The organism is Psychrobacter sp. NPDC078409 (assembly GCF_050268505.1).
Taxonomy (GTDB): Bacteria; Pseudomonadota; Gammaproteobacteria; order Pseudomonadales; family Moraxellaceae; genus Psychrobacter.
The window spans coordinates 67171-91152 of record NZ_JBNNGW010000001.1 but is presented as its reverse complement, the minus strand read 5'-3'; the positions used below and the strand labels follow the sequence as shown (position 1 = coordinate 91152).

The window sequence follows — 23982 nt, the reverse complement described above, 5'->3', positions numbered from 1 at the left end:
AGGCTAGGATTAATATCCGAACGACAGTCACCGCACCCTTAAGCTGTCAGTGCCTTGCTCGTATTTTATTTTGAGGGTGTGTGGGTGCAATTGTGGATCTAAAAAAAATCATAGAGGCTGAGGATGATAATTATATTAGCGTTAGTGATTTTATTGATTTAATAGCTAATCATACTGGTAATACGCTAAACGAAGTCGTCGGTTATCTAGGTAGATATTGTGGCATTAGGCAATACGATATAAGAATATATTGTAAAAATGATATTAGTGGTTATTACAACGAGTTCCATTTATCAGATTTAATAATTAAACAAGACTATACTGATGACTATAGGTTATACAGGATTAATGAATTAAAAACAGATGATGAATTTATAATTTCCTACTTTTATAAGAAGGATATTCTCAATGCTGAATATATAAAGCTCCTTAATTTACATAATGACATTTTAAGCTTACCTAATGAGTTGGATAAGTCAATGCCATCAATGGCTATAGGAACATCTGTCAACCCAATGGCAGCGCATAGTGAACCTAAAACCAATGACGAACTTATCAAAGAGCTGGCAGCCTCCAACGCTAAAATCAAACAACAAGAGCAAGATATAAATAAGCTTAATGACCAGTTAAATGAGCAAACAGCCATACCAACTGATAAACACTTGTATGACTGGCAAGCAATGAATAAAAACCAATATCCTCCCGAACTACATTTAGCGATGGGGATATGGAAAGAATACTATCAGGTTCACGATATCGAACATATTACACAATTCAATACTGGGAAATTCAACAAGATAACTAACAGCTTGAAACTAAGAGACGGTAACTTGAAAGATAGGATCAGAACTCTTCTAACACCTTTAGAACCAAAGGCTCGAGCACCAGCGCTCATTAAAGCATTGAGAAGTATTAATATTATTCATACTGATAAATTAAGTCAAGATTAAACAAGATAGCACCTTGACCAGATGCCACTGCCTTAACTAGGCACCATTGCCCGCTACCATATTCCACACAGTAACATTCACCTCATAGCGAGCCATTACTGGCAATAACCAACCCCGCTATAAGGTGAATTATAATGATACTTATCGACCAATACCTAAGAATGGCAGACCTTGCTAACCAATCGGAACGCATCGCCAAGACCTATACGACTCAATCAGGACAACAGCGAACTGTGACTGCTAAAAACGCGACACGCGGTATCGTCGGTTTCTCTGCTAAACATATCTACCATCTCATCAGTCAAAATCAATTCCCAGCGCCCATAAAAATTGGACGTGCGAGCTTATGGCGTTTGTCTGATATTAATCACTGGGTAAACTCTCACAACGAACAGCCAGACTCAGACAGTCATTCCAATACTCTAATGGGAGCTTAGTCATGATGACGTCAAAACCCATTGATATTTTAGAACCACGCCTAGTAGCAGTTGACAGTCATAAGTTAGATTACATCGATGAACTCATTCAAAACTATTCCAACGACTGCGAAAGTTTAGCTTATGCACTTAATACAATTGAAGCAGACGACCCAGCGTCAAAGGGTGTGATAGTAGCGGTGAGATCCGCCTTACTCGCTATCAGTACACATGCCAGCGAATTGAGCTCAGGCATCATGCGAGATATTGTCTCATTGCCTGAAGTGGAGGTATCAAGCCATGAATAGTAATGACAACAAAACCCAGCTAGAAGCTCTTAGCGGCTTACCTGATAACGCCTTGTCTATCGGTCAAACTAGCCAGCGCAAAATAATTGATATGACCACTGATAATGATAGAGAAGTCGTTGTCTTATCAGCACATGATCTATCAGATATTGCCTGTGATATCGAAGGAGTCGTCGCTGTATTGAATGATATTGGGCATCTATTATCTCTTGTTCACCATGCCAAAATGCAGCCACATATCATTGTAACTATGTCACATTTAAGAAATGATTCTGTCAATACATGGATGAATCTATTAAATGCAAGATTAGAGAAAGTCAATCAAACCTTAGCATTGACTCGTTACGGCAAGGAGGTAGCACAGTGAGAAGCTACCCACCAAAGCAAAGCCGTAAGTACGCCAAGCGTAAGAGCTACTACAAGAAATATCAAGCTACACGCAAGCCGAACCAGTCGCCAGCAAGGGGTAAAAGATGACCCCTATACCACAAACGATAGACAATAAAAAAGCCCATGCTGACAACATGGGCGCTGATACTCTCTTACAAGGTTGCAAGCCAGCTACAGAGAAACAACTGGCAAACTGTCCATTCTTAACCAAGCTTTACAGCATGGTAGAACCTGAACGACTGCTATTTTCTACAGACGACACTACTATATATCATGGTGATGATATTGGCAAAACCGAAGCGACCGCTGGCACGATAGCTATAGCAATCACCGACAGACAAAAGCAACCCGTAGGCGCTGTGTTCTACACACCAAACAGCAAAGCTACGCCTATTGTGATTGATCCTACAGGGTATGGCGCTATCGTTATTGGTGACACGAACAAAGCTAATGAGGTGCTTGCGTTTGATAATTTAGATAACGGTATTGATACTTATGCGTGCCTGATGGCTAGTGACAAGACTATTATTATCAGCCCTCAAAAGACAAAGCAATGCTTTAAAAAGATGGTGCAGCATTGGAGCAGCGGATCACAGGTCACCATACCGATAACCATAGATAACAAAGGGATGATAAATTTACTGGCAGGCGTGAATGCTAGGGCATTGGTTACTGTGGCTGATATGGTCACGATGCTACATGATAATAATAGCTATGAGACGATACTGGCATCTAATGACACCCAGCTAATCAGTTTAAAAGATACCACTCACTATCCTGAATGGCGCGACGATAAAGCACCGCAACTGAATACGCCTATGGTCTGTGATGATGGGCGTTTTGAGCTATACCATGATGGGCTGTTTTTCGTAAAGTACGATGACAGCGATCCTAGCAATATTTTATATAAGCAAAAAATGTTTGTTTGTTCTCCCATAGAGATTATTGCTAAGACACGGGACACAAGCAGCGCTACATGGGGGCGGTTACTGCAATGGCATGATGATGACAGCGTGTTACATACGTGGTCAATGCCGTTAGCTTTACTGCAAGGTGATGCCCGTGAGTATCGCCGTGAGCTTGCCAGTCAAGGATTAAGCATTACTACCAATGGCAAGCAGCGCAACTACTTAGATGCTTATATTCAGGACTACCCTATTCACAAACGAGCATTATGCGTGGATAAGTTGGGCTGGCATGAGGAGCAATACATATTACCTAATGGGACGATAGGTAGCGATGGCAAGGAGTTGATTGTCTATCAGTCTGCTAATGCAATTAATAGTACTTTATCCCAAAAAGGGACATTAGTTCAATGGCGTGATGAGTTATGCAGACCACTATCAGAGCAAAGCCGCTTGGTTTTTTCTATTGCTTGCGCTTTTGCTGGTCAATTACTTTCGCTATTAGAATCTGACGGGGGTGGTTTCCACCTTTTAGGCTCATCAAGCATGGGTAAATCTTTATCGCTTAAGTTGGCTGCTAGTGTGTGGGGTAATCCTGACAGGTACGTTAAGACATGGCGCAGCACTGACAATGCCCTAGAGGGCACAGCAAGCGAGCATAACGACAGTTTTCTGCCACTTGATGAGATCAGCGAATGTGCCCCCAAAATAGTAGGCAAAGCCGTTTATATGCTAGGTAATGGTCACGGCAAAGGTAGAAGCACGACTACAGGACACAACCGCATAGCCAAAGAATGGCGCATTATTTTTTTATCCAATGGTGAAGAGTCGCTGCAAAACATCATGGCGCAAGCAGGACAGAAAACCAATGCAGGTATTGAGGTTCGGGTAGCACATATAGATGCTGATGCTGGCAAAGGCTTAAAGACTTTTGATAGTTTGGTATTGGCACCCACAGGCGCAGCGCAAGCCGATAAGATCAACGAGCTATCACACGCTTATCATGGTGTGGCTGGCATAGCATGGCTGGAACATATTACTATTGATAAGAAAGCGACCACAGCCGCCGCTAAGCAGCTTGTAACAGACTTTTTAAGTAAGTATAGCGACCTTGCTCCACAAGCACACAGAGTGGCTAAACGATTCGCTATTGTGGCTGCCGCTGGCGAGATGGCAACTCAGGCAGACATCACAGGCTGGCAAGCAGGACAAGCAACCACAGCCGTTATGACGTGCCTTGATAACTGGCTTGATAACTATGGCCGTGATGGTGAGCATGAGCAGCGCCAAATCATCAAACATATTCAGTCGTTTATTGAACAGCATGGATCAAGTCGTTTTGAGCCGCGCCATAATCACCGATGCCCAGACTTTGAGCCTAAAACTTCTAACCGTGTAGGCTATCGCAATACCAATACAGGTGACTATTATTTCTTAATGAACACCTTTGAAAAGGAAGTCTGCCCACCTTTCAATGCTAAAAAAGTCTTACAAGTTTTGGATGACGCCCATCTTTTAATGCGTAATCAAGGAGATCGTAAAGCATATAAATCACCAAAAACACTTTTTATAGAGCGTGACCCCTTCTATGCAGTTAAAGGTAATATCTTAGGTTATGACGTCAATAGAACTACTGGGACAGTGGAGACAAACGGGACAGACCATACAGCGAAAGAGCTAAAGACCGTCCCAAGTACCAAAGCCTCATTGGGACAAGTGGGACAAAATAAATATAAACCTGATAATTTGTCCCATTCGTCCCAAGCCCTCAAAAGTACTGGGACAGCCACGAATCCAGTAATCAGAGTCGCTGTCCCGTTGTCCCAAGTGTCCCACACTGAAAAGGCAGTTACAGCAGCTAATGTTATTTCTGAGCCAGATAACGAGATACCACCATTTGGTAGGATAGCCAATTATTGATAGCTGACAACTATCTCGACGACTGAAATACTAAAAGGCATCCGTTAATACGCATGCCTTTTTTACTGTTTGTGCTCTGATGACAGCAAAGAAAAATATTGGAACCAAAACAGCCAAATTGTGGAAATTTGGAACCAAAACACGCCTGTTTTCTCTTTGGTTCCAACATAAAAAATCACGCTTAGCCCAGTCATGGAAAGTGATTCAGCTCGGAACCAGAAATAATTTTGGAACCAAAAAAAAGCTGGAAAAATGGAACCACCTTGGTACGATTATAGCGAGAGAACGCTTCTTAAAAACAATCTGAGATATTACATCGCTGCCTCATCACCCAACTTCGTATCAAGCATCAATCGAATAAAATGTTTAAACTGATTCGGGTTAGACAGTAGGTGCATGGTCATATCTTCAAACGTACCCTTGGCATCAAACATAGCGTCTTCGGCAGCATTTGGATAACCGCCCAGCATAATCTGATCAACACTGTTATTGGTGAACTGTTTGACCACGATCTCGTTTTCAGTGACTTTATCCCAGATGGTATTCATAAAGTTCACTTTGTCCTTATCAGTAAAGTCCTCACCAGCAAAGACTTCATTCAACCGCTCAATAATCTGAGACAGTAGAGCTTCTTGTTTGTCTTTAGGCGTGCCCGTGCCCGCTCCACTGCTGCCATCTAACTGATACTCAGACTTGCCCTCTTGTAGCTTTAAGTCTTGCTGATGCAGCTTTGAGACGCGGTAATGGCTCATAACAATGTTACTTAGATCAACGTCATCTTCATTGTCCACGCTTTCACGTAGTAGCGGCTGTAAGTTACGCGCGTATAGGCTCAGTTTCTCTAACTCTTTGTCGTCATAGTCCACAATTTGCGACATAAACTCATACTGGCGGGTGAAGGTGCCTAAGTCCTTTTTAAAGATTTCTAGCGCGTCTTGATCGGCCTTAAAACCTTTGTAGTCATTCTCGGCATTGGTCATCAGCACCACATCGCCCGTCGCTTTGGTACGCTCTAGCATCACTTTGGCGTGCTGTGCTTGCTCACGTGCCAGCTTATACTTCTTCTGCCAACGCTCAACTGCTGGCTTGCAGATATTGCTAATGGCCGCGTTAGACTTGTTCTTACTATAAAATGCCTCAACAAATTGTTCTACCTCATGCCATAAGAAAATACCGCTGGCACGCAGCTTTTCATAAAGGTCAAACACCTGATCAGGGTCAGAGACGTCCGCTAAGGTTGCGGTCTCATAGTATGGCTGGAAGGCTTCAAGGATATCTTGTGGATCATTAAAGAAGTCGAGTACAAACGTGCCACTCTCTGCTTTGCCCTTATAGGTGCGGTTCAGCCGTGAAAGGGTTTGTACGCAGTCCACGCCTGTTAGCTTCTTATCCACGTACATGGCGCACAGTTTGGGCTGATCAAAACCTGTCTGGAACTTGTTAGCGACCAGCATCACTTGATAGTCATCACTATCGAAGGCTTTACGCAGATCACGGCCTTTTAGCCCGATATTCATATTGTGCTCGGTGAACTTCTCGCCAAGTAATGCGCCGCTATCAGGATCATTATAGTTAAAGGTGACTTCACCTGAAAATGCGACCATGGCATTGATGTTTCTATAACCGTACTTAGCGATGTAGTTATCAAATGCCAGCTTATAGCGTACTGCTTCTTTACGTGAGCCTGTCACTACCATCGCTTTGGCTTGGCCACCTAATAAGCCTTTAATATTGTCATTAAAGTGCTCAATGATAATCTTAACCTTCTGCGCTATATTGTGCTCATGGAGGCGCACCCAGCTATTGAGCTTAATCTTGGCGCGGCGTGCATCGACTTCATCATCAGCAGCGGCCAGCTTTTGCTTAAGCTGATAGACCACTTTATAGTTGGTGTAGTTTTTAAGCACATCTAGGATAAAACCTTCTTCAATCGCTTGGCGCATTGAATAGATATGGTAAGCGGCTGGCAGGTTATCTTTAGAGGCTGGCAAGTCAGGGTTAGGCAAGCGTCCGAACAGCTCGATGGTTTTTGGCTTGGGCGTGGCGGTAAAGGCATAGTAGCTGAGGTTAGGACTGCTACGGCGGGCGGCAAGTGTGGCATCCAATATGTCTTCGCTAGATAGCGGCGCGTCACTCTCAGTAGCATCACTCTCTATATCACCTGAGACCAATACTTCTTTGAGCTGGCGTGCAGTAGATCCTGTCTGTGATGAGTGTGCTTCATCGGCGATGATGGCATAACGGCGTGACTTGAGTACACTTGAGTCTTCAATGGCTTTTAGTACAAACGGGAAGGTTTGAATGGTCACGATAATAATCGGCTGCGAGTTTACCAATGCGGCCGCAAGCTGCTCCGACTTTGAGCCGTCACTCTCTTTTCTATTGATCTTACCGACCACACCATCGGCATGTTCAAACTGATAGATGGTGTCCTGCAATTGATCATCAAGCACGGTACGATCGGTAATGACAATGACTGAATGAAACTGCTTATCACCGTCACTGTTGTATAAGGTGGATAGCTGATGGGCAGTCCATGCGATAGAGTTAGACTTACCCGATCCTGCACTATGTTGAATGAGGTACTTTTGACCAGCGCCTTCATCAATGGCCGCATTAACCAACTTGGTCACCACATCCCACTGATGGTAGCGCGGGAACATCATGGTTTCTTTCTTAGACTTGCGCCCAATAGCGTCCTCTTCCTCATCGATCTGCAAGTGCATAAAGTGGCCGAGGATGGCCAGTAAGTTCTCTGGCGTGAGCACTTCATTCCATAGATAGTCAGTGGCATATTGGCTGATATCGTTAGGGGTATCATTACCCGCGCCGCCGTCACTGGTGCCTTTGTTAAACGGCAAGAAGTACGTGCTGTCTCCTGCCAGCCTAGTGGTCATATAGACTTCATACTGACTAACAGCAAAGTGAACCAATGCGCCACGCTTAAACATCAGCAGCGGCTCAGGTTTTTTAGTATCAGAGTCTTTAGGCAGGCGTGTCTTCTTATACTGAGTAATCGCATTCTGTACCGCTTGCTTAAATTCAGACTTTAACTCCATCGTCGTGACAGGTAAGCCATTGACGAATAGCACCACATCGATACGGTTACGCTTAGCGACTTTGCCATCAGTACTGTCTTTGACGCTGGTATTAGGGCTATAGACTACTTCAGGAACCACACGGCAGATATTGGCCTCATAGCGTGCCATCGTCTCAGGGTTGAGACTGTGCTCAGGCTTAAACTGACATAAGTCAAAACGTGCGTTACGAATCTTTAGGCCATGACGTAATACGCCAAGCGTGCCATAAGTACGTGAGGCTCTATCGGTTGAGTGTTCATCAGCCTTGTTAAGCTGCTTCACCAATGCGGTGATAAAGTGGCACTCAGAATCGATAGGAAAAGTACGGCAAAACTTCTCCCATTCCTTTGGCTGGGTCGTCTGCACAAAGTCGAGCACGTCTTGCTCATACAGCGCTGTTTCTGCCTGATAGCCGCTGGCATGACCTACTTGCCAGCCATGCGTTTGCATTTGGCGGACGATATCGGCTTGGAAGGTAGATTCGTAGGTGACATTTTGCGCATTAATAGCAGTATTGGTATGTGTCATAGTTTGACGCTTATTATTAAGTTATGAGTTGGGCTTATGAGATCAGCCACACTTTATCAATTTCAACGATTTGTTGTTCTTGACCTTCAATGATTTCTTTTCTTAAAAGCTTAATAGGATCAATGTATTGCAACATCTCTAAATCGCCTTCATCGGCCATATCATAATGGACAAGCCTTCGATAAAGTTTCCATTCAAAACAATCTAAGTATTCAGCCGTGTTCGAATTATAGTGGATAGAGCTTTGAATACCATTTTTGGGCTGTTTATCTATCGCTTCAAAGGTATCATCGTAGAAATCTTTCATCTCATCGATAGCACACACGATTTGTGAACGGCTGACGTAGTTTTCACGTAGCCATATTTGCAAGTAATAAGGGGTTTGCAACGCTTCTAACGAGTCTTGCCATGACTGATAGATTTTTTGCAGGTTTTTGATCAGTAGATATTCGCAGTCGCCCGTTGGCTCAGGATAGATACTATTAATCAAAGACAAGCGTGACCATGGCTGTACCAAGAATTCAACGTAATCTCGCTTGTCTTGGTTTAACAGATCGACATCAAGAATTTTATTAGCTTCGCCCCATCGCTCAATAGCACGCTTACGGCGGTTGATGCCTCTTATTTTGCGGTATTTTATAGCGTTGTTTTTCATAGGAAGCTCTACTCTCAGTTCAAATCGTGCTTAAAACTTGTAAGATAAACACGATGTGAACTTCATCTACTGTCGTAGCTAGTTACTCTATACAAAGTCCAACACGTCTTGCTCATATAGTGCCGTCTCTGACTGATAACTGCTGGCTTGACCTAACTACCAGCCTTGCGCCTGCATCTAAGCGATGATATCGGCTTGAAAGACGGATTCGTAGGTGATGTTGTGCGCATTAGTATAGGTGCTGGTATGGGTCATGATATAACTCTAATAAAATTATTTAACTTAAAATCTCAGCTAATGAAAGTACCGTCCTTTAATAGTTGATGTACACATGTCATACGCCTACAAGTTTGAAAAATTACAATTTATTAAAATATCCTTCAGCTTTGTTTCATCAGAACCAAAGGTATCTTTCAACATTGCGAAAATATTTAAATCTAGCTTGCCTATGAAATATGGCTCAACGACAACTACCGAATTATATGAATCATAAGGCGTGTAATCACGATTGATATGCAATAATCCTTTGCTCTCTAGTACTTGTATAATTTCATGAACATTTGGTATAGCTTGTTTAAGCTCTTCCCAATATATAATAATAGAGTTCCTATCTTCGAATCTATTCACATTGGAAAAACTACTATTAGCAATAGTATAAAATAGAACTTCTCTTTGGTTATAAGTAAGCTTGCTAAGCAAAACTGAAATATTACCTAAATCGTATATCAGATAAGGCTTAAACTGATCATCTCTTCTTAAATCAATATCTTTAATCAAATTTGTAACATCAATTTCGATTGGAGACATTTCTTTTCTTTCCGGAAGAATACTGTAATTTTCAGTTATATTTGAATATCTGACATTTCCTTTGAGATAATTTTCAATCTTATAAATATTTTCGTCATCAGTAAGATTGCTAATATCTTTTGCTAATACCTTAAAGTTTTTTACCTCTACCTTAATGTCTTTATCAGATGGATTACCAGTTTTGGTATGTGAGATGATAAGGAATATTAAATGATCATAATCATTATCCAATTGGTATTTTTTAAATTTTGATATTGTTGATCTTAATTTATCGGTACTGGTTTCTGACGTAACTTGGAAGCATACCTTCTTGTTGGAATCTCCTAAATCTATAGCTGGAAAATTTGATTTTTCTATATTTAGATTTTTTAAGGATAAACCATAAGTTATATCTAGTATTTTAATAAAGAAATGTTCAGAAGTAGTATTGATGTCATAAAGTCCTGCTCCATTTAGTAATGACAAGTCAATAACGAACCTTGTCAACATTTCAGTTATAGACTTTATAGACTCTTCACGTTTAATTATCATATCTTTCACTTCAATGTTAACGTAGTTTAAATTTTTTATTTGCATATGCAAAAATAATATAGTGCGTTTGGTGTAAGTTCTACAAAGCCTCTGAAGTGCGAAGAGCATGAACTTTATCAACATCAGACGCCCGCCAACCCCTCACATCAATCTTGCCCGTAACCGCAGCAGATATTAAAGCGGTGCGGCGTTCTTGAAGCAACTCAACTTGCCTTTGAGCTGACGTCTCAATTGATTCAAACTTACTACTCATCTCGTCTAAGTAGGCAGAAATTTTAATCTGTTCAGCATAAGGGGGATATACAAACTTATATTGTCGGAATTTTTCAGCTGGTAAGTGAGCAATTGTTGCCTTAGCTAGGCCACCACTAAAACGCTCTTGATGTACAGCATCGAACATTACATAAAGCATGAACTTTGCATTATCACGAGTAGAATCATGTGGTCTGAGACGGTGTAACGCCTTTTGGTAGAAACAGTCTTCCTCTTTATCCCAAATAGCACTTCTACCAATATCTCCCCCTTCACAGACAACTAAATCACCTTTTTTGACGGAATATCGCTCGCGTTCTTCAGGTCTAAAATCCATTTGAGGAAGGTTTTCAGTATTAATTCCATTCCACTGCACATCAGTATTTCTTATATACCCACCAAGATAAGCGCCAGTAATTTTCTTATCGTCTAACATCTTACCTAAGAGGACTTCATAGCGATACGAGAGCTTTACAACATCCCAATGCTCAGGCACATCTCCCAACCATTCAACGCCCGACTCTTTCATCGGCGCATCAGGGTTTAAGCCTTTGGTGACGGCATGACTGATGACAGCTTGGCGCTTTTCTTTTAACAGTTGGATAAGGGTTTGCTGCTTTTCGATTAAGATATCGATTTGGGCGGTTTCGTGGTCGAGGAAGTTAGTAATATGAACTTGCTCTTTGTATCTAGGCGTTGAAACCTTTAAAGAAGCTACTGTCTCTTGATTAATGTTAGGTTGCCCGCCACCAGAAGATAAACGGACGATGTCATCTTTAAAAGCCTGCATCCAATAGTAGAGAAACTTATTAAAAATTACTTTTGACTGAGACATAACACAACAAGCTTGATTTGTTGTTGCCTCAATACCTAATATACCTAATCTACCAATAGTTGCACCGTACATCGCGATAGCAATTGAACCGACTGGATATATTCTTAAAGTCGGAAATGCTTTAATAGTTTTTTTAGAGACTTTCTTTTTGGTATCTAAGATTATTTTCTCTCTTAGCTCTCCCGTTGTTATCCACGGAATATCACCAACATACCATTCTTCGTTACTGGAAGGCGGCGTAGTACCAGAACCTATTTCCAAATAAGCATGTGCTATCTTCCACATTTCCCAATCTTTAGGAATCTCTCCCAACCACTCAACCCCAGAATCCTTATATTCTGCATATTGCTGATACTTCGCCATTACGAATGCACCTCACCCAATAACTGCATAATCTCAGTGCTCACCGCATCCAAGTCCGCATCAATCTCAGCTAGCGCGCGCGGTGGCTCATACACATAGAAGTGACGGTTAAACGGTATCTCAAAGCCGACAATACCAACCTCTTCATCAATCGCATCGGTCTTGTCGCTATTGATCCACGCATCAGGCACATGCGGCTGCACTTCACGGGCGAAGTAGCTTTCAATCAGCTCAGTGGTGGTGACTTCAGGACTCAGCGGCACGTTTTCATAATCGCGTAAATCGCTATCGGTTTGGAACTCTACAATTTTGGCTGGCTTGTTCGCATTGGCAGCTTTGTAGCTAAATGCACCATAGAGCGGATTGGTAACCTTGACCGCTTTTTTGATGACGGGTTCTGCTTCAGGATTTTTCCAAGTGATCGCATCTAACAGCTGTTTCTTTTCTTTAGCATCCAAATTCACATCAGCATCTTTTAACGCTTGTTTGAACACTTTTTCAAACTCATTGAAATCATCGAACTGGTTTTCACCGATATCCGCTTGTAAGGCTTTGGCTTTATTCATGATCTCAAGCTGATCCTGCCAAAGCTTGGCATCAAGCACATCTTTAATTTGCTTTTCTTTCAGCTCGCTAAAGTCCGCCTTAATCATTGCACGGGCTTCTAAGGTGACCGCTGATAAGTCGCCATAGCTATCAGCTGTCCAATTACTACCAAATGCCTCATACAACGCTGGCATGACCATATCAAACGGTTTAGAGGCATAACGTAAGGTTTCGATAGCTTCATCAGACAGCTGAGCGGATAGACGTAGCGGACGCTCAATCGTGATACGGCGATAGCCAAACTCATGAGTGGCAAATATCTTACTGGCAAAGGTCTTAGCAGGCTCAGCTTTAGGATTGGCAGACTGACGGCCACGGTTAGACTTCACCTCTCCAGGCTTATCTAGCACACGCGCATCAACCACCTCAAAGTCACCAAAGCTACGGATAATGGTCTTGATATCATCATCGCTCATCTCATTACGCTTAGAGCCAAGAGATTTACGCATCTTGCCGTATAGGTTACTACCGTCGATCAATTGCACATAACCTTTACGCTCAGGCGCTTTCTTATTGCTTAATACCCATACATAGGTAGCGATACCCGTGTTATAGAACATATCAGTTGGTAAGGCGATGATGGCCTCTAGCAAATCAGCCTCAAGGATATAACGGCGAATCTCACTCTCGCCACTCCCTGCGCCGCCCGTGAATAGCGGTGACCCATTTAAGATAATGCCGATACGGCTGCCTTGGTTGCTGCTGCTATCCGCATCTTTAGTATTATCAGTGATCGGACGCATTTTGCTAATCAGATGCATCAGGAACAATAGCGAGCCATCAGACACGCGCGGCAAGCCCGCCCCAAAGCGACCATCAAAGCCTTTTTGCTCGTGCTCGTCTTTGATCTCACCTGATATCTTTTTCCAATCTACCCCAAACGGTGGATTCGACAGCATGTAGTCAAACTTCTCAGCGACCAGCTGATCACTAGACAAGGTGTTGCCCAGCTTAATGTTATTCACCTCTTGCCCTTTGATCAGCATATCGGCTTTACAGATAGCATAAGACTCAGGGTTTAGCTCTTGCCCGTAAGTACGCATGACCGCATCAGGGTTCAGCTCTAGCACGTATTCCATACCAGAGGATAGGAAACCGCCCGTACCTGCCGTGGGGTCATAAATGGTGCGAATGATGCCGTCTTTGGTCAGTGCGTCGTCATCTTCCATGAATACCAGTGAAGTCGTCAGGCGCACGATATCGCGAGGGGTAAAATGCTCCCCTGCGGTTTCGTTCGAGCTCTCAGCAAAGCGGCGAATCAGCTCTTCAAACACAAAGCCCATTTCATGATTAGAGATAGCCTCAGGGCTAAGATCCGTATTGGCGAACTTCTGCACCACTTTATACAGTAAGTTGGCATCGGCCAGTTGCCCGACAAACTCTTCAAATTTGAAGTGCTCAAATATCTCGCGCGCGTCTTTAGAGAAAGATTGCACGTAAGTGTTGAGGTTATCCTTGATATCGCTTTGACCCATCTTGCTTAAGTCCATCGGCGAGATATTGTAAAAAGGTCGCTTGCTGGCACGAATGATGAACTTCTCTTGCGCTTCCTCTGGTAAACCTTTCTCAGCGATACGTTGGCTCTCAGCCACCACAGCTGCTTTAGTCTCTTCTAATACGCACTCTAAGCGGCGTAGTAGTGTGAATGGCAGGATGATGCGGCCGTATTGAGATTGCTTAAAGTCACCGCGCAATAGATCAGCGACAGACCAGATGAAAGCCGCTGTTTGAGAGAAGTTTTTGGTCATGGGTTGGTCTTATTGTTTGTTGGGCAAGGTTGAATAATGTTATAAAAATCTAGAACAAATAAATGTTCAGTATGATATTTAGAATTATATCAGGTCTACAGGTGAGTTACAGGCTTGGCAGGTGTCGTTGGTAGAGATTAATTTCATATAAACAATTTTTCTTGTAACGATATTTGCCTATTTTTATATTAGAGCCATTATTCTAACGACATAGAATTGTTGTTAAATTTGTTGTTAAAATTATTTATTAAAATGTTGTATAGCTTGATATCAAAGGCTATTAGGCCTATAGCTTACTCTTGGTGGGCGCACCAATCATTGTTTTTAGACATAACCTCGCATTACCTCAATCCCTTTAAATACCTATCATACCTAGTTTTTAGTCTTTATTAAACACTTGCCATTACCTACTAGCACCTCTAAAATGTTGTTAAATGCGTTGTTAAATGCGTTGTTAAATAACATTTGGTATCCGGTAATGCTTAGCTGACGATAATTGGTTGGGAAATGAAATTGATTACGGCGGGCATGTTGATGGTTATTTTTCAATCGCCATTGCTGCAGCTCAGAGGATTTAGCAATTTGTGTGACGGGCTTAAAGTCATTGTCTAGCAAAGGTACTTCGTTGTCATCAGCAATATTTTCAGCGATTGCCACGTTACTGTGCTTTTTTAATTGTTTCGTACCAAACACTATACTTTGTAGTGGCTCATTGTCAGTATCCACTAATGTCTTGATGACGGTTTGAGCCGACTTTACGCGTTTAGTACTCTCAGTATAAGTTTTGCCAACAAAGGTTTTATTATTAATTACCACCTCATAAGCCAGCCTGATTTGACCTATTTTACTACCAAGATATTGGTTCGCTGTTTTACCTGTTGCCTCTTTCTGTTTAACGCTTGCTTCATATTGTCTGATATAAGATAAGCATGAGGACAAGCTATCGCACTGATCGTGAATACTGATTAACTGGTCGAGAATCTCACACTGCGGATCAGAAGGTCTTAGCGCCATTCGAACCCGTACGCCAAGCTTATCTATTTTGGCAAAGTGCTTGTCATGGCGTGCTGTGATCATAAATATCACCTTTAAGTAGCCACTCATAAACCGCCAAGCATTACTCTTAACGTCTATTGCACCATACGCCTGATAAAAGACTATCAGCATATAGGTAACCGCCCACACGCCTGTTTTGCCTTGCCGAGTGATTTGATTCATCACACCTACACAGTCTATCCCAGTAAAGTCTGCAGAATTAGATTCTGGTGTTGATTGTAATGAATCAATATCATCATCTGGCACTAAACTTATCACATCAATCATAAGCTGAGACATTTGTATGTGATGTGGTGAATCTATTGGGATAAGCTTATCCAACACTCGCCTGTCGGTCACATCATTAAATAATTTAGTGTGCCCCATAAGATGCATCCATCCAATTCAGGTTTTTGGGCAGCCCCAGCATCACCTCATCATTGGCTAATTTACACTGCTGATACTCATAAGCACTTTGGCTGATACCAGCGAACCTACAATAATTATCTACCGTCAGACGCTCAATATTCATGAGCTCGCAAATAATACTTTTTGGTGCACTAGAGCTTAAAGCCTTTAGAAATTCAGGATGATTAATTCCCCTTGAGAAGGCCAGCTCGACAACCTCACTCCAAGCTAAGCGCTTAATATCTCTCAGGCTTTCAGCGGCAACTAAGCAAGGCTGACGTGAATTGATCTCTTCTATTAGAATTTCATCAAACCTTCTAAACTCATTAAAAAAATAATAAGTTTCGTTTTTATCATTTACCAAGCGTAGTGGTGGTCGATAATAATCATCCAAGCTAGCCATATTTATACTAGCTATTCTTGGCCTAAAAAGTTATAAACTTCTGAGTAGGCTTTAGATGAATAATATTCATTTTAATATCGTTTATAGTGAATAATACTAATTATGATATGTTATAACTTATAGATTGTAAAGCCTTTAATAGTGCTGCTATATTTTTATCTTTGGATAACTCAAATACTGATTCATAACCATTTTTTAGATAAAAAAAATACTCTTCAGCCTTTGATAAATAAAGGCTGAAGAGTATTTTGAAATTTCAATTTTAGTTGGGTGAGGAGGTTAACGTCTTATATTAGTCGACCTTCCTATCAAGCTTAGTTTCCTTCATTCTCATCGGGAACATACTTTAAAACATCCCCTGGGGTGACTTTTAATACTTGGCACAACTTACTCAGGGTATCGAATTCTATGCGAGTTGTCTCATCATTATAAATTCTATGAAGCGTTGACTTGCTGATGTCTGTCATTCTTACTAAATCTGCAACTCGCAATCTTCTTTCCGCTAAAAGCACTGGTAGATTACATGAAATCACAATAAAATCCTTATTGGTAAGTAAAAAATACTTGCCAGTGACTACTTTTCTGTTAAAATAATACTCGTTGGCAATGAATAAGTTTCCGTCAAAAACTATTTTGTGCTGACTAACGCTTTATTATGTCATAGACTCATCTTGCTGCTCAATAGCTGGCTAACTATGATGGGGGCGACTTGTTCGATAGATATAGTGACTATAAAAATGTGACACTAATCATAGTCATTCTGCCATTAAAAAGGAGTATATTGTGGGCATCAGGATTGAATGGAGCATGACACAAAATGCTTGGGACAAACGGGTCTGTGAAGATTATTGGGCCTATAATCATAAAATCAGCTATATAGATTATGTACGTATGCTTTGTCAAAAATATAATATTAGCTCTCAAACATTATTTGAAACTATAAGCCAATGCTATGCTTGCTTAGATGATGTTTGTTGTGAATATTGTGGTAGCGCCTGTCCAATTGAAGTACCTGCTGATATCGCCTATATGCGGGCAAAAGAGAGTTGGTTTTGTGCAGTATGTGAGCATGCTATGTGGAGAAGTGACTTTATTAGCAAATGAGGTTCCAAGCTATTAATCAAGCAATCTTACATTACTTATCTTTTTAAAAAAATATGTAGTTTCGGGGGAGATTCATCAAAGACTAGGTATTAATATAGCAGTTGTAGACAGTGAGCTGCTGACTACAACTGCTATATTAATATTTTAACGGAGTACTACTATGCAAATATATATGAATAACGGTGGACAAGGCGCAGGCTGGCCAAGTACAACTGGCAATCCTTCAGGTGGTGGTCGTGACAATAACCCATCCAAGTAAATACTAGAATTAATCGATGTTAGATAATATCAGGCCATACGTTCAGTACGTGTGGCTTGTTTTTTTAAATATTCTGGCCACTCGACACGTACAGCTTTTACATCCTCATTTATATTAGATTCATAGTAAGCGGTCATAAATTTCCATAAATTATAATAATCGTCATAAATAATGCAGCTTTGTTTTTTATTTATTTTATTTTGCTTATCTGTTTGCTCATATATATTTTGAAAAAAAGCATAGATGAACCAGATGATAGATTCAGCACTGGGCGGTAGACCGTTAAGATCATTAATATCCTCAGTCTTCATATACTTAACAAATGATTGCTGCCAATTTATCAATACCTCATTGGGTTCGTCCTTTGCAGAATTCTCCATACCAACTAGCCAAAAAACATCTTCAAGACTGAGCCAATTTCTTTTACTGTCGCGCTCGCTTTTTTTATAAATAAACTCATCTAGCCTGCCTTCTTCATCTTCTACCTTCCAATCGATTTCATTCCGAATGCCATACAAACTGGTAGGCATTTTCTTATGCTTTTGAAAGTAGAAAACAGTCAGTAATAAGTGAATAAAAGAGCGCGACGTACAAGTAAAAGGGCTGCCATTCTTGTTAATTAAACTATACTTTTTTTTGGCTGAATCATAACGCCATTTATCTGGATTCAGCTTTTGCATAAACAGCCAGCCCAAACTAATAGGTGCAACATCTTTTGAATAGGCAGCATGGTGAATACAAGCATCAAGATGAGCGATAAAGCTCAGAACTAAGTGTAGATAGAACTCGTCTGCTGGCATTTCAGCGCTGAGCGCGTCATCCTCATAATTGAATGTATCAGACAGGTAGTTCTTGAAATTAATAATAAGCTGAGCATTGAGTGGTTGGCTTAAACATAAATCTATGACCTTGGTGTGTTCAAGTAAATCGTTAGCGGTCTCAGCGCCAAAAGAACGTAATAAGGACTCATAAGGGTGACTGAGCGACTCACCCTCTACAAGTTTTATATCTTCTTTAGTAATACTACCTTTTTCCTGTGTAGTAGCTAAATCATCAAAAACACTCGCTACTTGAGCTTGTCGTTTTTTTGGTATCTTAGAGAGTTTTTTAGTTAGCTTTTTAACTAAGTCCTTACCTTCCGGTGTACGTTTTATTAATAACTGAGTCGGTAGCATACCGATAATATACCGTTGCTCTTCAGCTTTAGTCTTATGTAAATTAATATTGTTATTTGGCATAATCAACTTCTATTTGTTTATAACACTATTGCTATCTTACGCCCTCATCTTAGAATTAAGAAAAAATCGAGTGAATTGATTTAAGCGCTTAAAGTCTGACAGTGATTGTTTGACAATTTCTTGATAAGTTTTTTGGTTGTCGAATCCACCATTTAGCCCTACATACTCTCTATTCAATACTTGAATTAAGCTAGACGCCTAATGTTGCGGGTTATTTTACGAAAACTATAGGTGTATGTATGTTATATAATAAATAACGAAATGATTTACTTTTGTCTATAATCATAGATCAAGTAAACTCTACTGCTCAGATGACAATATCAGCATTTTCTTGGGTATGCTATTATCAACTTCAATAAAATACAGAACCGTGTATTCAACGCAACCTAACACATGAAAGTGCTGCTAAACGCCTCCTGACATGACTCAGCAGAATTTTTAATATTTTACGGAATACTCAGGTGGCTTTGCGAAAATTGGGGTTGTTTAGGTAAGGTGTTAAGTAGTACCCACTCACCGCGCTCAAAGTCGACTTCCATTTCTTTGCCATGTACGATGACTGGTGTTCTAGAAATATTGATACTATCTGTTTGTATGACGCGGTTATGGTAGCGGGCCTCAATGAATGCTCGCTCAGTAAAGAAGTTACCCATCAAAACACCACAATGCGGGCATGAGTTAGACATGAAGCTGCCGCCCATTGTTTTGCTATACATGCTTTTTAGAGGCGCAAACCCATAGGTCTGAGCAAGATTATTATTGATAACCTGAATGGTGTCACTGTCACAATCTGTTATATGACCGCTATAACTACGATCCTCATAAGGCACCCCATAATTGGTGTTTCTATAAACAACCTCGGCCACGCTATTCATGCTTCTCTTACAAGCCCAACATTTTTGCTTAATGATTTTTAAAAACAATTCTGTGCTACGGCTGTATTTTGCATAAAACTTTATCTGTGATGACATCATCATAGAGATGAAATCCCCTAAATCCAGCGCAATCGGCTCAAAACGATCATAAATCAAACCCTCTTCGGTATCTTCCTGATTGATATTGAAAACCTTATAGGAGCTACCAGGCTCTTTTTTGTTTTTGTAGACCGAAAATACTGGCACATCCTTGGTTTTGTACAAGTAATCACCGGTAATGGCATTTCTATCTTTGATTGAGCCACTTCTAAGTAGCCATAAGCCTCTCACACCTGAGTCTTTATAAACCTGTTGACGACGTTTGGTTTCAATAAAAGCTTGCGGGCTCCACTGCACCTCAATGGCGATCTTAGCCTTGCCTTTGATGGCATAGATATCCGCTATCCATTCCTCGCCCTTGCTTGATACACCGCGTTTTTCGACTTGCACATCCCAACCACATTCGAACAGAGTTTTACTTACCAGGTACTTGATATGTATGTGCTCAGCCGTTTCACCACCGCTTGAGCAATCCGTATCGGTAGGCTTGGCTTTATGAGAACAGAACTGTGTGCCAAGCTTACTTGTTTTAAGGATGGCGGGCGTGTTGCAACAAGACATTTTGAAAGAAGAGTGCTTATCCTCTTTCAAAGCAATCCAGTCCTTTAAGGCGTAATGAAAACTATAAATAGTCTGATTGTCTTTTAAGCAAACAAACGCCATCTCGTTACCCTTACTGTATGATTTCGATTACTTTAGCGATATTAGTGGCATACAGCTTCTTCTTAGCGCGAGTCATGGCCACATATAATAGGTGGTACTCTTTATTAAGGGCATCTTTTGCAGAACCTTCCTCATTAAAGAACGACTCGTTGAAGTCACTATGGATACGCACGTTATCCTATATTATTTATAAAAAGCTAATTAGGTATTTGCTGATACGGCTTATCGTATTCTTACTATTTTTAGTAAGATTCAGGCGGCGTGATTCATATTGGGGTTTGAAGCCATCTTAGTGCGTAAGCACCAAATTAACTATGAATAGAAAAAGGGTTTTAGCTCTTATATTATTTACCTAGACGCTCACGGTATGCCCACGGTCTCTCTGCATCAGCATTACCCCAAAGACCTTCCTTATTATCTAGTGCAGCTCTATTTGCGAATACGTAAAGCTGGTAGTCCTCCAAAGCTAAGTCCTCATCATGCTTGTCATACATCCAAGCCATACCTGTTTCAATCTGCTGCTGATTGCAATTTAGCTCAGCAGACTCAACCTTTGCTAAAGTTTTACCTTTATCATCTATTGAATTGGTTGCTTGCACAGTTATAAGCGCATTGCCGCTTGCGAGACAGCCACGTAATTGTTCAGCGCTCTCCTCTGCCAAATCTTGCCCAATTTCAGGCGCATCTAGCCCAGCCATTCTTACTGTGATTTTCGCACCATTTTCTCTGGTTGCTGTAAATGTATCACCATCAATCACTTTGATATCAGTAACCAAAAACTTTTTTCCAGCATCATCGCTGAATTTATCTGAATCTTTGGCTGGCGCTGCCTCTACTTTAGATTTATCATCAACTTCATCGGTGATACTGGTATCAACTTCTATAACCTCAACAATCTCTGGTGCTTCATCAACTACCAATACTGTATCGACAGTACTCTCATCTACTTCCTGTGCCACCACTTCTTTATCAGCGCAACCAGTACCGATTAGACTGATACACATAACAGATGTAAGTAACGTCAGATTTCGAGCATTGCTTAAACCACTCTTAATCTTTGATTTCATATAATTCTCGTCTTTATGATTTATATATAGTGCGTTAATCACTACTTTTTAATAGGCTAGGTAATTTAATGGTTTTAACCAAATGTAGATATTCTGAAAATTTTTTATTAACGAGCAATTTCCTGATAATAATACTTTTACTTACTAGGCGACAAAGCCACGAATTTTGGTGTATAACATTGTCAACAACAAATAACATCAACAGCACGATGAGATAAGATCCTGAATATAAAGTTATTACTAATCGTCGTTTGTTATAGCTTATCGACAATCTCTTATTCTCAAAATTATTCAGGTGACTCGATTAATAATGGGGTTTAACCCTAAGATAACCTATCTTAGACTTCAACCGCCTAAATACTCACTCGGCGTACCATGGCTAGAAATATATAAATATCGAACGGCACGAGTTGCTGCAACATGAAATAAAGCCCTTTCATTAATATCTGATAGACGCTGCTCTACTACATCTTCCGATGCATTTATTGCAATGTTTAATGGCACTACTCCCTTATTAATACCCACCATCATGACGCATCTAAACTCCAACCCTTTAATACGATGCATGGTAGCTAGACGTACCCCTTCTTTAGATCGATCGTCTGACTTTTGGCGAGAAAGTGTATGAGTAGGCACTCCGTGACTTTGCAAAATATTTGCATACGATTTGCATAATTGATTCGTACGTGCAACAAAACATATCTCTGAAAGAGAAACGTCTTCATTTTTTAACTGTTCAATCTGCTGTACTAACCACTGTATCTCACTATCAATATCTGTGAAATTTTGAACAACAGGCTCTTGGCCTAATACCAATGAGCGGTAGTCATTTGTACTATCGATACCACCATCTAGATCATCGATATCTACATTTTCTAATAAAGCAGTCGCATAACGACGAATTAGTTCTGTAGTACGATAGTTAATTTTCAACTTACGACCACGCCCTATGATATTAATACCACACTGACTAAAGCTTGTTTTACGTTTATAGATACGTTGATGCGCATCCCCAACGATGAACATATCATTCTGATTCTCTAGAACCAGTGCGCGTAACAGTTTTAATGACTCAGATGTAAAGTCCTGCCCTTCATCTACGACGACAGCACGATAACTACGTTTATCACCACCACTTTGCATTAAATCTAGGGCATGGTGCATTGCATCTTCTACAGTTACAAACCCACCTCTCGCCAGCTGCTCTCGCATCTCCTCAAAAACAGGCCAAATATCTGCTCGCTGTCGCCTATTTAGCGCAACACCTCGACCAATGCGACTAGCATTAAAATACTCTCGACGACTACGCACTTGCTGAGACAAAATAACCCGCTGCCACTCTTCTTTATAAAAGCTATCAGGATAGTCAAGCTCGCCAGGAACTAAAGCAATTGCCTTGCTCCAGCAGTTTTCATAGTGTCTATCTCTGCCACCAGGGTAAATAATGGTAGATTGATAACCATTACGCTTAACAAACTGACTGACCCATGCATCAAGATTAACTACCTCAATGCGCTGGGCTTGCTCAGGCGTGCATATCTTGCGTAAATTATCTGCAATATCTAAAGCTAAATTACTCGTAAATGTAGTAAACAGCAGACGAGCATCTTTTGGCCAATCTGGCTGAGAAACTAACCAGCGTGCACGGTGCATAGCAACAACCGTTTTACCTGTACCAGCACCCCCTAGAACTCGTACTGGACCATTCCAGTCTCGCTCTACCAGCTGACGCTGTGAAGGGTGTAAGAATACTCTCCAGCGCTCTAAAGGTGCATTAAGCATACGACCTAGCTCTTGCTCATCTTCAGGAACATGGAATCGACGCTGTGTCGCTGGGTTATCTAATGCTCTCTCAAAATCTTCCGTGTCTACAGGCTCTTTGGACTTTAAGACCGAGTATTCTTGAACAATATCCTCTAAGGGCGTCCCTGCTGCTAATAGATATAGTGCCTCAAATGCTTCGATAGGCAATCGGCGCTCTACTCTCTCTAGCTCCACTTCGCTAGTCAAAGAATGTACTAGTGCTAAGCGCTCCTGCGGGACACCTATCCTTAATAACACATCGTCTTCTAAATCAAACAATGGTGCTGAGTCAACAGGTGCACTCACCTTTTCAGCCTGGTTTTGTAGGGCATTCGCTTCTACAACAGGGGATTGTGCATCTTCCTCAACATTCTCTAATTCATGTTCCACCTCAAATAATTGTAGAGATCCTGTTTTTGGATGAATTTGACAACGATGGCGCACCGCCCAGGTATAAGCATCGTCATGATTATCTACCCATAGTAAGATATAAACATTTCCCTGCTCTGGGCTAAGTACAATGCCGCGATAGTCTCTATCAATACGTACGGACCGAAAGTTGGGATCTCGAGCATTTCGTATCACTTCATAATTAATACCTGATGCTCGAGGATCAGCACGAAACTTACTGACAAAGTTCATTACTGCTTTTTGCTTTTTACGAGGAATGCTCGCAAAAGACTGAAGAAAGCCGTCCCCTAATGCTACTTTGGGCTGTACCTTAGCCATACTCT

19 protein-coding genes are annotated in these 23982 nt (G+C 41.1%); 6 read left to right on the top strand and 13 right to left on the bottom strand.

The window, feature by feature from the left end:
* Nucleotides 1-80: 80 nt before the first annotated feature.
* The 5 genes from ACQKC9_RS00280 to ACQKC9_RS00260 all read left to right on the top strand — a co-directional run bounded on the left by ACQKC9_RS00280 (nt 81) and on the right by ACQKC9_RS00260 (nt 4889).
* The gene (locus ACQKC9_RS00280; RefSeq protein WP_427620068.1) at nt 81-950 is read left to right on the top strand and encodes a hypothetical protein; all 870 of its coding nucleotides are present in this window, start codon (nt 81-83) and stop codon (nt 948-950) included.
* 134 nt (nt 951-1084) lie between these two features.
* A complete protein-coding gene (locus tag ACQKC9_RS00275) occupies nt 1085-1387 on the top strand; it encodes a helix-turn-helix transcriptional regulator (RefSeq protein WP_427620067.1) in 303 nt (100 codons plus the stop codon).
* 2 nt (nt 1388-1389) lie between these two features.
* Nucleotides 1390-1674, top strand: coding sequence for a hypothetical protein (locus tag ACQKC9_RS00270; protein WP_427620066.1), 285 nt, complete (start codon nt 1390-1392; stop codon nt 1672-1674).
* Nucleotides 1667-2041 (top strand): hypothetical protein, encoded by a 375-nt coding sequence (locus ACQKC9_RS00265; protein ID WP_427620065.1) that lies wholly within the window; start codon nt 1667-1669, stop codon nt 2039-2041. Before ACQKC9_RS00270 ends, ACQKC9_RS00265 begins: the two co-directional genes overlap by 8 nt.
* Nucleotides 2042-2147: 106 nt before the next feature.
* Nucleotides 2148-4889, top strand: a complete 2742-nt coding sequence (locus ACQKC9_RS00260) for a DUF927 domain-containing protein (protein ID WP_427620064.1) — start codon at nt 2148-2150, stop codon at nt 4887-4889.
* Nucleotides 4890-5200: 311 nt separating this feature from the next.
* Here ACQKC9_RS00260 and ACQKC9_RS00255 read toward each other — a convergent pair whose 3' ends face one another.
* The 8 genes from ACQKC9_RS00255 to ACQKC9_RS00220 form a co-directional block, all read right to left on the bottom strand.
* A complete protein-coding gene (locus ACQKC9_RS00255) occupies nt 5201-8497 on the bottom strand; it encodes a type I restriction endonuclease subunit R (protein WP_427620063.1) in 3297 nt (1098 codons plus the stop codon).
* Nucleotides 8498-8531: 34 nt separating this feature from the next.
* Nucleotides 8532-9152 (bottom strand): hypothetical protein, encoded by a 621-nt coding sequence (locus ACQKC9_RS00250; RefSeq protein WP_427620062.1) that lies wholly within the window; start codon nt 9150-9152, stop codon nt 8532-8534.
* A gap of 342 nt (nt 9153-9494) precedes the next feature.
* The gene (locus ACQKC9_RS00245; RefSeq protein ID WP_427620061.1) at nt 9495-10490 is read right to left on the bottom strand and encodes an SMEK domain-containing protein; all 996 of its coding nucleotides are present in this window, start codon (nt 10488-10490) and stop codon (nt 9495-9497) included.
* A gap of 79 nt (nt 10491-10569) precedes the next feature.
* Nucleotides 10570-11940: a restriction endonuclease subunit S gene (locus ACQKC9_RS00240; protein ID WP_427620060.1), complete on the bottom strand. Its 1371-nt coding sequence runs from the start codon at nt 11938-11940 to the stop codon at nt 10570-10572.
* Nucleotides 11940-14294: a type I restriction-modification system subunit M gene (locus tag ACQKC9_RS00235; protein WP_427620059.1), complete on the bottom strand. Its 2355-nt coding sequence runs from the start codon at nt 14292-14294 to the stop codon at nt 11940-11942. The genes ACQKC9_RS00240 and ACQKC9_RS00235 overlap by 1 nt, the downstream gene beginning before the upstream one ends.
* A 372-nt stretch (nt 14295-14666) precedes the next feature.
* Entirely contained in the window at nt 14667-15716 is a 1050-nt protein-coding gene (locus ACQKC9_RS00230; protein WP_427620058.1) for a hypothetical protein, read from the bottom strand.
* On the bottom strand, nt 15703-16140 hold the full coding sequence (locus ACQKC9_RS00225; RefSeq protein WP_427620057.1) for a hypothetical protein: 438 nt from the start codon (nt 16138-16140) through the stop codon (nt 15703-15705). The genes ACQKC9_RS00230 and ACQKC9_RS00225 overlap by 14 nt, the downstream gene beginning before the upstream one ends.
* 314 nt (nt 16141-16454) lie before the next feature.
* Nucleotides 16455-16652, bottom strand: a complete 198-nt coding sequence (locus tag ACQKC9_RS00220) for a helix-turn-helix domain-containing protein (RefSeq protein ID WP_427620448.1) — start codon at nt 16650-16652, stop codon at nt 16455-16457.
* A 271-nt stretch (nt 16653-16923) separates the two neighbouring features.
* Here ACQKC9_RS00220 and ACQKC9_RS00215 point away from each other — a divergent pair, with 271 nt between their 5' ends.
* A complete protein-coding gene (locus tag ACQKC9_RS00215; RefSeq protein ID WP_198332415.1) occupies nt 16924-17244 on the top strand; it encodes a hypothetical protein in 321 nt (106 codons plus the stop codon).
* Between the two features lie 288 nt (nt 17245-17532).
* Here the strand turns inward: ACQKC9_RS00215 and ACQKC9_RS00210 are convergent, their stop codons facing one another.
* From ACQKC9_RS00210 to ACQKC9_RS00190, 5 genes are all read right to left on the bottom strand, one after another.
* Nucleotides 17533-18741: a hypothetical protein gene (locus ACQKC9_RS00210; protein ID WP_427620056.1), complete on the bottom strand. Its 1209-nt coding sequence runs from the start codon at nt 18739-18741 to the stop codon at nt 17533-17535.
* Nucleotides 18742-19187: 446 nt separating this feature from the next.
* On the bottom strand, nt 19188-20378 hold the full coding sequence (locus ACQKC9_RS00205) for a hypothetical protein (RefSeq protein WP_427620055.1): 1191 nt from the start codon (nt 20376-20378) through the stop codon (nt 19188-19190).
* Nucleotides 20379-20388: 10 nt separating this feature from the next.
* Nucleotides 20389-20550, bottom strand: a complete 162-nt coding sequence (locus ACQKC9_RS00200; protein WP_427620054.1) for a 3'-5' exonuclease — start codon at nt 20548-20550, stop codon at nt 20389-20391.
* A 172-nt stretch (nt 20551-20722) separates the two neighbouring features.
* Nucleotides 20723-21445, bottom strand: a complete 723-nt coding sequence (locus ACQKC9_RS00195) for a thermonuclease family protein (RefSeq protein ID WP_427620053.1) — start codon at nt 21443-21445, stop codon at nt 20723-20725.
* Nucleotides 21446-21790: 345 nt separating this feature from the next.
* Nucleotides 21791-23977, bottom strand: coding sequence for a 3'-5' exonuclease (locus ACQKC9_RS00190; RefSeq protein WP_427620052.1), 2187 nt, complete (start codon nt 23975-23977; stop codon nt 21791-21793).
* Between the last annotated feature and the right edge of the window lie 5 nt (nt 23978-23982).